Below are 12,935 nucleotides of genomic sequence, written 5' to 3'. Positions count from 1 at the left end.
CGCATCCCGCGCGACCGAAATTTCGCAGCTGGCGGTCAGGATTTGGTGACGGTCGCCTTGTTGATCACGACGGTCGCGTTCGGTGCGCCGTCGCCCGCGCCGGTGCTCTCACCAGCAGCGGCGATCTTCTTCAACACCTTCATACCGGATGCCGAGATGGTGCCGAACGGCGTGTAGCTGGGCGGCAACTGGCTGTCCTGGTAGACGAGGAAGAACTGGCTGCCGCCGGTGTGCGCCTGCCCGGTGTTCGCCATCGCGACGGTGCCCGCCGGATAGACGTTGGACTTGAGGCTCTTGTCCTTCAGGTTCTCGTCCGGGATGGTGTAGCCCGGTCCGCCGCTGCCGGAGCCCGTGGGGTCGCCGCACTGCAGGACGTAGATGCCGTTGGTGGTGAGCCGGTGGCACTTGGTGTGGTCGAAATAGCCCTTGCCCGCGAGGAAGTCGAACGAGTTCACGGTGTGCGGGGCCGCCGACGCCTTCAGTGCGATGTCGATCTCACCGCAGGTCGTCGCGAGGCCCAGGGTGTACTTCGCCGACTTGTCGATGGACATCTCCGGCTCCTTCTTCCAGGTCGCCGTCTTGACCTTGCCGGCGGCGGCCTTCTCGCACGGGTCCGGCGCCTTGGTGGTCGGCGCCGCGCTCGGGCTGGTCTGTGCGCTCGCGCTGGCCTTCTTGTCGTCGTCCTTGAGGACGCCGGTCGTGTAAAGCGCCAGGCTGCCCACCAGGATCACGCCGAGCACCGACGCGATCACAGAGTTGCGCACACGGGCCTTGCGACGCGAGGCCGTGCGCCGCTGCTGCTGTCGCAGAAACTTCTCCCGCGCGAGCTGCCGCTTCCGCTGTTCCTGGGTGACCACGGGCTTCTCTCCTCATGCGTCTCGTCCGCCGACCGGTACGCATGCGTCCTATGAGACGACCGCCTGCGTGTGCCCCGTACCGTATATGGGTTCGCTGAGGAATCGGCAGCGCCGGTAGGCTCTGACCACTGGGGCAACCGCCCGGAAGACCGCCCGTACCGACACAAAACGAGGACGATCGTGCTCATTGCGGGGTTCCCCGCCGGGGCCTGGGGGACGAACTGTTATCTCGTCGCCCCCGCCGCCGGTGAGGAGTGCGTGATCATCGACCCGGGCCACCAGGCCGCCGAGGGAGTCGAAGAGGCGCTGAAGAAGCATCGGCTCAAGCCCGTCGCCGTCGTTCTCACCCACGGCCACATCGACCACGTGGCGTCGGTCGTCCCCGTGTGCGGCGCACACGGAGTGCCGGCGTGGATCCACCCCGAGGACCGCTACATGATGAAGGACCCCTCGATGGGCCTCGGGCGTTCCATCGGGATGCCGCTCATGGGCGAGATCACCGTGGGAGAGCCGGACGACGTCAAGGAGCTGACCGACGGCGCGAAGCTGGAGCTCGCGGGTCTGGAGCTGTCCGTCGCGCACGCGCCGGGCCATACCAAGGGGTCGGTGGCGTTCCGGATGCCGGAGACGGCCGACATCCCGTCGGTGTTCTTCTCCGGGGATCTGCTCTTCGCCGGCTCCATCGGACGCACCGACCTGCCCGGCGGTGACATGGCCGAGATGCTCGACTCGCTGGCCCGCGTGTGCCTGCCGCTCGACGACTCGACCGTGGTGCTGTCCGGCCACGGCCCCCAGACGACCATCGGCCAGGAGCGCGCCACCAACCCGTACCTGCGGGACGTGGCCGCGGGCCAGGGAGCCTTCGAGGCTCCCCGACGAGGAATGTGACGAGAGACTTCCGTGAGCACCTTTCAGGCCCCCAAGGGCACGTACGACCTGATCCCGCCGGACAGCGCCAGGTTCCTGGCCGTCCGCGACGCGATCGCCGCACCGCTGCGCACCTCCGGCTACGGCTACATCGAGACCCCCGGCTTCGAGAACGTCGAACTGTTCGCGCGCGGTGTCGGTGAGTCCACCGACATCGTCACCAAGGAGATGTACGCCTTCGAGACCAAGGGCGGCACCAGGCTCGCCCTGCGCCCCGAGGGCACGGCGTCCGTGCTGCGCGCGGCGCTGGAGGCCAACCTCCACAAGCTCGGCAACCTGCCGGTCAAGCTCTGGTACTCCGGCTCGTACTACCGCTACGAGCGCCCTCAGAAGGGCCGTTACAGGCACTTCTCCCAGGTCGGCGCCGAGGCGATCGGCGCGGAGGACCCGGCGCTCGACGCCGAGTTGATCATCCTGGCCGACCAGGCGTACCGCTCGCTGGGCCTGAGGAACTTCCGGATCCTGCTGAACAGCCTGGGCGACAAGGAGTGCCGCCCGGTGTACCGGGAGGCGCTGCAGACCTTCCTGCGGGGTCTCGACCTCGACGAGGAGACCCTGCGTCGCGCGGACATCAACCCCCTGCGCGTTCTCGACGACAAGCGCCCGGACGTCCAGAAGCAGCTCGCGGACGCACCCCTGTTGCGCGACTACCTCTGCGACGCCTGCAAGGCGTACCACGAGGAGGTCCGTGAGCTGATCACCGCGGCGGGTGTGGCCTTCGAGGACGACCCGAAGCTGGTGCGCGGCCTCGACTACTACACCCGGACGACCTTCGAGTTCGTCCACGACGGGCTGGGCTCCCAGTCCGCGGTGGGCGGCGGCGGCCGCTACGACGGTCTGTCGGAGATGATCGGCGGTCCCGCGCTCCCGTCCGTCGGCTGGGCGCTCGGCGTCGACCGTACGGTCCTCGCCCTGGAGGCGGAGGGCGTCGAGCTCGAACTCCCCTCCACGACCAGCGTGTTCGCGGTCCCGCTGGGGGAGGAGGCCCGCCGGATCCTCTTCGCCAAGGTCACCGAACTGCGCAAGCTCGGCATCGCGACCGACTTCTCCTACGGTGCCAAGGGCCTGAAGGGCGCCATGAAGAACGCCAACCGCAGCGGCGCCCGCTACACGATCGTCGCCGGTGAACGCGACCTCGCCGAGGGCGTCGTACAGCTGAAGGACATGCAGTCCGGCGACCAGTCCGCGATCGGGGTCAACGAGATCGTGGCGGAACTGGAGTCGAGGCTCGGTTAGCGGGACGGCGGGGAGGGGCGTCGGCACTCACTGGCAGGTGCCCTTTTCCCGGCCAACTCGCGCCAGGGGCAAAGGAGTCGGGGCACTGAGGTAAACGCTTGGCGATGTTTTCGAACGAGCGTGCACCGCGTTCCTATGCTCCGCGGATGAGACTCTTCCGGTCGCGAGGCCGAGACGGCGACGTGCAGACGCCGGGTAATCCCCTGGTCCCTGCCATGGCCCTGTTCCGGGACGGGCGTTACAAGGAGGCGGAGGCCGAGGCCCGTGCCGTGGCCGCGAGCCTCGGCACGGGCCTCCCGGACGGAGTCCTGGCACTGGCCTTCGCCGCGACGTCGGCGGGCGCCCAGGGCCGGCATGCCGAGGCCCTCGCCGAATACGACGCGCTGCTGCCGGTGTTCGGCAGGAAGTTCGGCGCCGAACACTCGCGGACCCTGGTGCTGCGCTCGAACCGTGCCCAGACCCTGATCGCGCTCGCCAGACACGCCGAGTGCGAGACGGAGTGCGCGGCCGTCGCCCGGGTCGCGGCTCGGGTCGCAGGGCCGGAGGGGGCACACCTGACGGCGGCCGCTCGCAACGGACAGATCTACGCCGTCAACGCGCAGGGCCGATACCCGGAGGCCGAGCGGCTGGCCCGTGAGGCTCTCGCCACCCATCACAGCGCGGACCGGGTCACCCTGGCCCTGCGGCTGGGCCTGGCACGCAGCCTCAACGGCCAGGCCCGTCACAAGGAAGCGCTCGCCGAGGCGGAGAGCGCCGACGAGCTGAGCCGGCGCCTGCCCGAGGAACAGCGTCGCCCGGAGACCGGCGCCCTCGAACTCGCCATGGCCAGGGCCCTCCTGGGGCTGGGCCGTGGAACCGAGGCCCACTCCCATGCCGCGATCGCCCATGACGCCTGCGTGGCCACCCTCGGCCCGGAGCACTACCGCACAGTCGAGGCCCGGGACCTGCTCGACCGGATCGACGGCGCCTGACGGGGCCTCACTGGTCGAGGAGGCCGTGGCGCATCGCACTCGTCACCGCGGCCGTCCGGTCGGCGACGCCCAACTTTGCGAAGGCCCGCAGGAGATGGGTCTTCACCGTCGACTCGCCGATGTAGAGCTGCCGGCCGATCTCCGCGTTCGTACAGCCCTCCGCCACCAGCCGCAGGACCGCCGTCTCGCGTTCCGAGAGCCTCGGGCGTTCCGGCCGGGTGCGCAGCTGGTCGACCAGACGGGCGGCGACCGTCGGCGCCAGTACCGTCTCGCCGCGCGCGGCGGCCCGTACGGACTCCGCGAGTTCGCCCCGGGGCAGGTCCTTCAGCAGGTAGCCCGCCGCCCCCGCCTCCACGGCCCGCAGGATGTCCCGGTCCGTCTCGTACGTGGTCAGGACGATCACCCGGCAGGGCAGCCCCGCCTCGGTCATCCGTACGATCGACTCGACGCCCGAGCCACCCGGCATCCGCAGGTCCATCAGCACGATGTCGGGCCGGAGCGCCGCCGCCAGTGCCTCCGCCTGCGGCCCGCTGGACGCGTCGGCGATCACCTCCAGGTCCGGTTCCGCGGTCAGCATCGCCCGCAGGCCCTCCCGTACGACGGGGTGGTCGTCGGCCAGGATGATCCGGATCATGAACAGCTCCTCGGGGGAGGTACGGGCAGTTCGACGGTGACCGTGGTGCCGCCGCCAGGTGTGCTGCGCACCCGGACCGTCCCGCCGACCTCGGTGGCGCGGGCACGGAGCCCTGCCAGGCCGTAGCCGTCGTGGGCGGCCCCCGGGTCGAAGCCGTGGCCGTCGTCCCGTACGGACAGGGTGAGGACGTCGTCGGTGTAGTCGAGGCCGATGGCGACCGCCACCGGACTCCCCGCGTGCTTACGGCAGTTCGTGAGCGCCTCCTGGCAGGAGCGCAGGGCGACCACCTCGGGCCCTGCGGGCAGCGGCCGGGCCGGGCCGGTCACGTCGAGCCTCGCCGAGTGCCGGGCCGCCAGCCGGAACAGGGCGTCCGGCAGCGTCGCGCCGTCCAGGTCGGCTGGGGTGCCGTCGGCTACCAAGGCCCGCGCCTCGGCGAGGTTCAGCCGGGCCGTCTCGTCCATCAGGGTCAGATGGCGGCGGGCCTGCGGGAGGTCGTGGTCGAGCTCGGCCTCGACGGCCTGGACCAGCATCAACAGGCTGGTGAAGCCCTGCGCGAGGGTGTCGTGGATCTCCCGGGCCATGCGCTCGCGTTCGGCCAGCGCCCCGTGCGCCGCCGACAGCCGGGAGACCTGGTGCCGGCTCACGTCGAGCTCCGCGATCAACGCCGCGCGTTCCTGGCTCTGCTCGATGATGCGGATCACCCAACTGCCCACGGCCACCGAGAAGATGAGGGTGACCAGGGCGAACAGGCCGTTGGAGAAGACGTCCTGGTCGCTCGGCCACCACAGCAGCGACCAGCCCACCACCGGCGCCAGGTTGATCAGGGCCACCATGGTGATCGCCCACCGCATCCGCAGCGTCATGAAGCACTGGGGGACGAGCGCGAAGGTCATCAGCCGTGTCTCGCCCACCAGGATCGCCGACGACAGGAACAGGGCGGTCATCGCGACGAGGTAGCCGAGGGCCTGACGCTCGGGCGGCGGGTCGCCCTTCAGCAACGGGCGGCCCGTCCACACGAACAGCGGGATCAACGGCACCAGCAGTGCCGCCGCAGTGACGCGGACGGGCCACCCCGGGTGTCCCGTGCCGAGCACGAACGCCAGGGTGGCCAGCCAGATGAGGGCGAAGTAGGTGTCCCACAACCGGAAGGAGCGGTCCCAGCTGTAGGCGCTGTCCGCTCCCGTCCGGTCGTTCATCCGTCGCGCCGGTTCTTCCACCGGAAGGTCAGCAGGCACAGCAGCAATCCTCCGACGCACCACGCCCCCAGCACCAGGGCGATGCGCCCGAACTCCCAGTCGCCGGCCTGCTCCAGGACCTGTGCCGAGTCCGGCAGGAACACCCCGCGCAGCCCCTGGCACATCCACTTCAGCGGGAACCACGCGCCGATGTTCAGCATCCAGTCGGGAATCGTCTCGATCGAGATGTACACCCCGGAGATGAACTGGAGGACGAGGAAAGGCAGGACGACCACGGAACTTGCGCTCTTTGCGGACTTGGGCACCGAACTGATCGCGATGCCGAGCAGTGCGCACGCCGTCAGCCCGAGCACGAAGATCCAGGCGAACGCGAACCATTTCCCGGCGTCCGAGGGCAGATCGATGTCGTAGAACGCCACGCCGACGAGCAGCAGGATCGCCGTCTCCATGAGACCGGTGACCAGAACCAGCCAGACCTTGCCGAGGAAGTACGCCGTCGGGGGCATCGGCGTGCCCCGCAGCCGGCGCAGCACCTTCTCGTCCCGCTCGATGGTGATCGAGATGCCGAGCGACTGAAAGCTCGTCGACATGATGCCGGCGGCCATCATCGCCGGGACGTAGAGCTGCTGGACGCTGATGCCCGCCCCTTTCACGTCGTCGCTGAAGATCGACGCGAACAGGAACAGGAAGACCACCGGGAAGGCGAAGGTGAACACCATCTGGTCGCGCTGGCGGAAGAACTGCTTGATCTCCAGGGTGCCCCGCCGAAGGCCGAGCCCCCAGGTGCCGGGCAGCCGCAACGCGCGGGCATCGGTCCTGGACCGTACGGCGGTCGTGGTCATCGCGCGTCCTCCTGTCCGGTCAGCCGGAGGTAGACGTCCTCCAGCGTGGGGCGGCTCACCTGGAGCCCCGGGATCTCGCCGTCGAAGCGGCGCATCAGCTCGGCGACCGTCCTGGTCGGGGTGTCGGTGTGCTCCGCGCGCGGGGTGCCGTCAGGGTCGGTCCACTCGACGGTGGTGCCGGTGCCGTAGCGCTCCCGCAGCCGGGCCGGTTCGTCCTCGGCGACGACCCTGCCACGGGAGATCACGGCCAGCCGGTCGGCGAGCGCCTCGGCCTCCTCCAGGTAGTGCGTGGTGAGCAGGATGGTGGTGCCCTCGTCGGACAGTTTGCGGATCAGGTCCCAGAACTGGCGCCGGGCCGCCGGGTCGAAGCCGGTCGTCGGCTCGTCCAGGAGCAGCAGGTCGGGGTCGCCGATCACACCGAGTGCCACGTCCAGGCGCCGCCGCTGGCCGCCCGAGAGCGCCTTGATCCGGCTGCCCGCCTTGGCCTCCAGACCCACCAGACCGATGACCTCCTCCGGGTCCCGCGGCCTCGGGTAGTAGCGGGCGAAATGCCGGACGGTCTCGCCGACCGTCAACTCCGCGGGCGCCGATTCGTCCTGCCAGACGATTCCGACACGTGAGCGCCACGCGCGTGTGCCGTGCGCCGGGTCCGAGCCGAGGACCGAGACCTCCCCCGCGTCCCGGTCGCGGTTGCCCTGGAGGATCTCCACCGTGGTGCTCTTGCCCGCGCCATTGGGTCCCAGCAGGCCGAACACCTCGCCCGTGCGGATACCGAGGTCGATTCCGTCGACCGCGGTCACTTCGCCGTACTGCTTGCGCAGCCCCCGAACGTCCACAGCGAGTTCGTTCGCGTGTGTTGTCATGTCTGCGAGGGTCGGCCGGAACCGAACGCTCAGGGACGACCGTGCGTACTTCCTTATGTCCACCGAACGGTGGACAAGCCTCTGTGTACGGCACAATGGCCCCTGCCCGAAGAAGGTCCAACTCTCAAGCAGACGGATCGGCGTGATGAGCAAGACCACAGTGAAAGACGTCTCCACGGAGCCCGATCGCGCGTCGGCGGACGCCGACAGGGCGCCCCGGACGGAGGGCGGCAGCCGTGCCTTCGCCCTGATGCTGGTGATCACCGGCGCGGCCGGACTGCTCGCCGCGTGGGTCATCACGATCGACAAGTTCAAGATCCTCGAGGGCAAGGTGAGCGGCAAGACGTTCACCCCGAGCTGCTCCCTCAACCCGATCGTCTCCTGCGGCAGCGTCATGGAGAGCAAGCAGGCCGCCGCCTTCGGGTTCCCCAATCCGATGCTCGGCCTCGTCTGCTACGGCATCGTGATCTGCGTCGGTGTGAGCCTGCTCACTCGCGCCCGCTTCCCGGGCTGGTACTGGCTCACCTTCAACTTCGGCACGCTCTTCGGCGTGCTGTTCGTGACCTGGCTCCAGTTCCAGTCCCTGTACCGGATCAACGCGCTGTGCCTGTGGTGCTCGCTGGCCTGGGTCGCCACGATCACCATGTTCTGGTACGTCACCTCGTTCAACGTGCGCAACGACTTCCTGCCGTCCCCGGGCTGGCTCAAGCGCTTCCTCGCGGAGTTCACCTGGGTCCTGCCGGTCACGCACTGCGGCATCATCGCGATGATGATCCTGACCCGCTGGGGCTCCAGCCTCTGGGCCTGAGCCTTCGGACGTTGTCAGTGGCGTGACATAGGGTTTTGGACGTGGAGCCCGATCTGTTCACCGCCGCGGCGGAAGAGCGCCAGGAGAAGGACCCGGCAGGCAGCCCCCTGGCGGTCCGGATGCGCCCGCGCACCCTCGACGAGGTGGTGGGCCAGCAGCACCTGCTCAAGGCGGGTTCGCCACTGCGCCGGCTGGTCGGTGAGGGCAGCGGCGGCCCCGCCGGACCTTCCTCAGTGATCCTCTGGGGACCCCCGGGCACCGGCAAGACGACACTGGCGTACGTCGTGTCGAAGGCGACCAACAAGCGTTTCGTGGAGCTCTCCGCGATCACCGCCGGGGTCAAGGAGGTCCGCGCGGTCATCGACGGCGCCCGCCGCGCCATCGGAGGCTTCGGCAAGGAGACCGTCCTCTTCCTCGACGAGATCCACCGCTTCAGCAAGGCCCAGCAGGACTCCCTGCTCCCCGCGGTCGAGAACCGCTGGGTGACCCTGATCGCGGCGACCACCGAGAACCCGTACTTCTCGGTGATCTCCCCGCTGCTGTCCCGGTCCCTCCTGCTGACCCTCGAACCCCTCACCGACGACGACCTCCGAGCGCTCGTCAAGCGGGCCGTGAGCGACGAGCGCGGCCTGAAGAGCACCGTCACCCTCCCCGAGGACGCCGAGAACCACCTCCTGCGGATCGCCGGCGGCGACGCCCGCCGCGCCCTGACCGCGCTGGAGGCCGCCGCGGGCGCCGCGCTCGACAAGGGCGAGCCGGAGATCTCCCTCACCACACTGGAGGAGACGGTCGACCGGGCGGCCGTGGCCTACGACCGGGACGGTGACCAGCACTACGACGTGGCCAGCGCCCTCATCAAGTCCATCAGGGGCTCGGACGTCGACGCGGCGCTCCACTACCTGGCCCGCATGATCGACGCCGGCGAGGACCCCCGCTTCATCGCCCGCCGCCTGATGATCTCCGCCAGCGAGGACATCGGCCTCGCCGACCCGGGCGCCCTTCCCATAGCCGTCGCCGCCGCCCAGGCCGTCGCCATGATCGGCTTCCCCGAGGCCGCCCTGACGTTGAGCCACGCGACCATCGCCCTGGCCCTGGCCCCGAAGTCCAACGCCGCGACCACCGCGATCGGCGCCGCCATGGAGGACGTACGCAAGGGCCACGCGGGACCCGTGCCGATGCACCTGCGGGACGGGCACTACAAGGGCGCGGCCAAGCTCGGGCACGCGCAGGGGTACGTGTACCCGCACGACCTGCCCGAAGGGATCGCCGCCCAGCAGTACGCCCCGGAGGAGCTCAAGGACCGGGAGTACTACACACCCACCCGGCACGGGACCGAGGCCCGGTACGCGGACGCGGTGGAGTGGACCCGCAAGCACCTCGGTCGCAAGCGGTCCTGAGCACCCTGTAGAATCCCTCGAAGTGCCGAGTCCCGCGCAGTCAGAGCGGGACAACCGGCCGGAACCCCCAGCGGGTTCCAGGAGTGTCGCGCACCGTTCGAATGGTGTCGCGGGCAACCCATCACCACCCGTCGTACGAAAGTATGGCGGAACCGGTCGGTGGGTCACTCGCGTGCTGCACGTATGTGCCCAGACCAGGGGAGCGGCTGCCCACCAGGTCCCTCGCGGACCCGGCGGGTTTCCCCGGCTGCGGATGCGACCTCCCATAACTCTGACGAGCCGAACACCCAGAAATGAGAGATTGTGGCGAACCAGCCCCGCCCCAAGGTCAAGAAGTCGCGTGCCCTCGGCATTGCGCTGACCCCGAAGGCCGTCAAGTACTTCGAGGCCCGCCCCTACCCGCCGGGTGAGCACGGTCGTGGCCGCAAGCAGAACTCGGACTACAAGGTCCGTCTGCTGGAGAAGCAGCGTCTGCGCGCGCAGTACGACGTGTCCGAGCGCCAGCTCGTCCGCGCCTACGAGCGTGCCGCCAAGACGCAGGGCAAGACCGGTGAGGCCCTGGTCATCGAGCTGGAGCGTCGTCTCGACGCCCTGGTTCTGCGTTCGGGCATCGCCCGCACGATCTACCAGGCCCGCCAGATGGTCGTTCACGGCCACATCGAGGTCAACGGCGGCAAGGTCGACAAGCCGTCGTTCCGTGTCCGTCCCGACGACGTCGTGATGGTCCGCGAGCGCAGCCGCAGCAAGACGCTGTTCGAGGTCGCGCGCGCCGGTGGCTTCGCCCCCGACGGTGAGACCCCGCGCTACCTGCAGGTGAACCTCGGCGCCCTGGCCTTCCGCCTGGACCGCGAGCCGAACCGCAAGGAAATCCCGGTGATCTGCGACGAGCAGCTCGTCGTCGAGTACTACGCCCGCTGATCACCAGCAGGCCGTAGCACCACGCACCACCTCAGCCCGCCGTCTCCCCGCCCTTCCAGGTGGGCGAGGCGGCGGGCTGCTGCGTCCTCGCAGCCGCTGTCGGATGCCGTACCGGACCGCGCGGCGCCCGCAGCGCGTCCAGACCCGGCTCCCGCCCGCCACGCCCCAGGGCCCGGGCCACCGCCGCCTCCCGGTCGAGCCGAGCCCCCTGCCGTACGCACTCCTCGTACCGCTCGTCGCCCAGCCGCTCCCGGGCCGTCGCCTCGCACAGCTCGTGCGGGGCGTTGTAGTGGGCCGAGCCGAACAGCGACAGGCCCACCGACGGCCACAGCGAGGCCGCCGCGCCCTGCAACAGAGCGGCCTCGGCCGCATCGCCCTGTGTCACCGTGACCAGGGCCAGCAGTTCGAGGGACAGGACCGAGCCGAGCAGGTCGTGGAAGGCGTGCGCGCAGGCCAGACAGTCGGTGAGCAGCGCGCGTGCGCGTGCCGGGTCGCCCTCGCTCCAGGCGGCGTACGCCAGGACGTACAGCGCGTACGAACGAGCCCATCGCTCGCCGTGGTCCTCGCACACCTGGCGCACGTCCTCGCACAGCCGCACCGCGTCCGGCAGATCGCCCAGGAACGCCCGCGCCATCGCCAGTTCGACCTGCCCCATCAGCACATTGCTGTTGAGTTCGCCGATCTCCTGATAGCGCGCCTGTGACGAGCGCAGCAGTGTCTCGGCGCGCGGCATGTCGTCCGAGACGAGTGCCAGACAGCCGGTGCGGTGCTCCGCGTACGCCACCGCCGTCGGGTTCGCGGACCGCTCCGCCTCCTGGCGGCACTCCTGCAGCGCCGCCAGCGCGGGGACCGTGTCGCCCTGGAGGACCGCCACATAGCCGAGGACCCACAACGCCTTCAGCCGGGCGTGCTCGGTGCCGGGCTCCAGCTCGACGCTGCGCTCCAGCCAGTGCCGCCCCTCCGACAACCGGCCACAGCCGACCCAGCAGAACCAGAGGGAGCCCGCGAGGTGCTGGCCCAGTTCCGCGCCGTCCGGTTCGGTCAGGCAGTGCTCCAGGGCGCAGCGCAGATTCGGCAGTTCGGCCTCGATCCGGGCGGCCACCTCGTCTTGCCGGGGCGAGAACCATTCCAGTTCGCACCAGGTCGCAAGGCCCACGTACCAGTCGCGGTGCCGCCTGCGCAGCCGGCCCGCGTCGCCCGTCGCCTCCAGCCACTCCGCGCCGTACGCCCGGACCGTGTCGAGCATCCGGTAGCGCACGCCGGTCGCGGTCGCCGCGCGAGCCACCACGGACTGGGCGAGCAGCGCGGACAGGACATCGAGAACGTCGTCGGAGTGCAGCCCGCCGCCGCTGCACACGTACTCGGCCGCCTCCAGGTCGAACTGCCCCGCGAACACCGACAGCCGCGACCACAGCAACCGCTCCTGCGGCGTGCACAGTTCGTGGCTCCAGCCGATCGCCGTGCGCAGCGTCCGATGCCGGGGGAGGGCGTCCCGGCCGCCGCCCGTCAGCACCCGGAACCGGTCGTCGAGCCGTTCCAGCAGCTGGGCGGGGGACAGCGCCCCCAGCCGTCCCGCGGCCAGCTCGACCGCCAGCGGGATGCCGTCCAGCCGCCGGCACAGTTCCCGTACGCGCGGATCGTGATCGGCTGTCACTCCCTGCCGTTCGGCACGTTGCCCGAACAGCTCCACGGCCTCTTCCTCGCCCAGCGGCCCCAGCGCGAACACCTGCTCCCCGGCCACGGACAGAGGTCTGCGTCCGACGGCGAGGACGGCCAGCCCCGGGACCTGTCCGAGCAGTTCGACGACGAGTTCCGCGCACGCGTCCACCAGGTGCTCGAAACCGTCCAGGACCAGCAGGAGCCGGCGTCCGGTGAGATGCGCGAGGAGCGTCTCGCGCGGCAGTCGCGCGGTATGGTCCGTCAGGCCCAGCGCCTCCACGACCGCGTAGTCGACGAACTCCGGGTCGCGCACCGCCGACAGCTCGACCCGCCACACCCCGTCGGGCGGTGCGCACCGGCCGCCGGCCACCCGGGCCGCGAGCCGGGACTTGCCGATTCCGCCCGGTCCCGTCACCGTCACCAGCCGCGAGGTGTCCAGCGCCCGCGCCAGCCCGGAGAGTTCGGCACGGCGGCCCACGAACCCGTCGAGTTCCAGGGGGAGATTGCCGTGCACCTCGGGGCGGTCGGGCTGATGACTACGCATGGAACACGGAGCGTACTGAAGCGTGTTCGCTCCGTACAATCGCCGTGGGCGCCCCGGGGACGTGCCGGGAGTAATCCGGTGCG

12 protein-coding genes are annotated in these 12,935 nt (G+C 70.2%); 6 read left to right on the top strand and 6 right to left on the bottom strand.

Annotation, left to right across the window (positions count from 1 at the left end; translation table 11 throughout):
- Positions 1-35: 35 nt before the first annotated feature.
- Entirely contained in the window at positions 36-857 is an 822-nt protein-coding gene (locus OHT57_RS09500) for a peptidylprolyl isomerase (protein WP_328745641.1), read from the bottom strand.
- Between the two features lie 180 nt (positions 858-1,037).
- On the opposite strand from OHT57_RS09500, the gene OHT57_RS09495 reads away from it, so the two are divergent.
- From OHT57_RS09495 to OHT57_RS09485, 3 genes are all read left to right on the top strand, one after another.
- Entirely contained in the window at positions 1,038-1,745 is a 708-nt protein-coding gene (locus OHT57_RS09495) for an MBL fold metallo-hydrolase (protein ID WP_328745640.1), read from the top strand.
- A 12-nt stretch (positions 1,746-1,757) separates the two neighbouring features.
- The gene (hisS, locus tag OHT57_RS09490; protein ID WP_328745639.1) at positions 1,758-3,020 is read left to right on the top strand and encodes a histidine--tRNA ligase; all 1,263 of its coding nucleotides are present in this window, start codon (positions 1,758-1,760) and stop codon (positions 3,018-3,020) included.
- A 146-nt stretch (positions 3,021-3,166) separates the two neighbouring features.
- Positions 3,167-3,991: a tetratricopeptide repeat protein gene (locus OHT57_RS09485; protein WP_328745638.1), complete on the top strand. Its 825-nt coding sequence runs from the start codon at positions 3,167-3,169 to the stop codon at positions 3,989-3,991.
- A gap of 7 nt (positions 3,992-3,998) precedes the next feature.
- On the opposite strand, the gene OHT57_RS09480 is transcribed toward OHT57_RS09485, so the two are convergent.
- Genes OHT57_RS09480 through OHT57_RS09465 form a run of 4 tightly spaced genes read right to left on the bottom strand, consistent with a single transcriptional unit; the run spans position 3,999 to position 7,526 of the window.
- The gene (locus OHT57_RS09480; protein WP_328745637.1) at positions 3,999-4,625 is read right to left on the bottom strand and encodes a response regulator transcription factor; all 627 of its coding nucleotides are present in this window, start codon (positions 4,623-4,625) and stop codon (positions 3,999-4,001) included.
- A complete protein-coding gene (locus OHT57_RS09475) occupies positions 4,622-5,821 on the bottom strand; it encodes a sensor histidine kinase (RefSeq protein WP_328745636.1) in 1,200 nt (399 codons plus the stop codon). Before OHT57_RS09475 ends, OHT57_RS09480 begins: the two co-directional genes overlap by 4 nt.
- Positions 5,818-6,663 carry an ABC transporter permease gene (locus OHT57_RS09470; protein WP_328745635.1) on the bottom strand — a complete coding sequence of 282 codons (846 nt, stop codon included), beginning with the start codon at positions 6,661-6,663 and terminating at the stop codon, positions 5,818-5,820. Before OHT57_RS09470 ends, OHT57_RS09475 begins: the two co-directional genes overlap by 4 nt.
- Positions 6,660-7,526, bottom strand: coding sequence for an ABC transporter ATP-binding protein (locus OHT57_RS09465; protein ID WP_328745634.1), 867 nt, complete (start codon positions 7,524-7,526; stop codon positions 6,660-6,662). The genes OHT57_RS09470 and OHT57_RS09465 overlap by 4 nt, the downstream gene beginning before the upstream one ends.
- A 145-nt stretch (positions 7,527-7,671) precedes the next feature.
- Here OHT57_RS09465 and OHT57_RS09460 point away from each other — a divergent pair, with 145 nt between their 5' ends.
- The 3 genes from OHT57_RS09460 (at position 7,672) to rpsD (ending at position 10,649) form a co-directional block, all read left to right on the top strand.
- The gene (locus tag OHT57_RS09460; RefSeq protein WP_328745633.1) at positions 7,672-8,334 is read left to right on the top strand and encodes a vitamin K epoxide reductase family protein; all 663 of its coding nucleotides are present in this window, start codon (positions 7,672-7,674) and stop codon (positions 8,332-8,334) included.
- 41 nt (positions 8,335-8,375) lie between these two features.
- On the top strand, positions 8,376-9,731 hold the full coding sequence (locus OHT57_RS09455; RefSeq protein ID WP_328745632.1) for a replication-associated recombination protein A: 1,356 nt from the start codon (positions 8,376-8,378) through the stop codon (positions 9,729-9,731).
- Between the two features lie 303 nt (positions 9,732-10,034).
- Positions 10,035-10,649 (top strand): 30S ribosomal protein S4, encoded by a 615-nt coding sequence (gene rpsD, locus OHT57_RS09450; protein WP_328745631.1) that lies wholly within the window; start codon positions 10,035-10,037, stop codon positions 10,647-10,649.
- 31 nt (positions 10,650-10,680) lie between these two features.
- Here rpsD and OHT57_RS09445 read toward each other — a convergent pair whose 3' ends face one another.
- Positions 10,681-12,852, bottom strand: coding sequence for an ATP-binding protein (locus OHT57_RS09445; protein ID WP_328745630.1), 2,172 nt, complete (start codon positions 12,850-12,852; stop codon positions 10,681-10,683).
- Positions 12,853-12,935: the final 83 nt, after the last annotated feature.

The sequence above is a fragment of the Streptomyces sp. NBC_00285 genome (assembly GCF_036174265.1).
GTDB lineage: Bacteria > Actinomycetota > Actinomycetes > Streptomycetales > Streptomycetaceae > Streptomyces.
The sequence above is the reverse complement of the archived record's forward strand: the minus strand, read 5'-3'. Positions and strand labels throughout refer to the sequence as shown.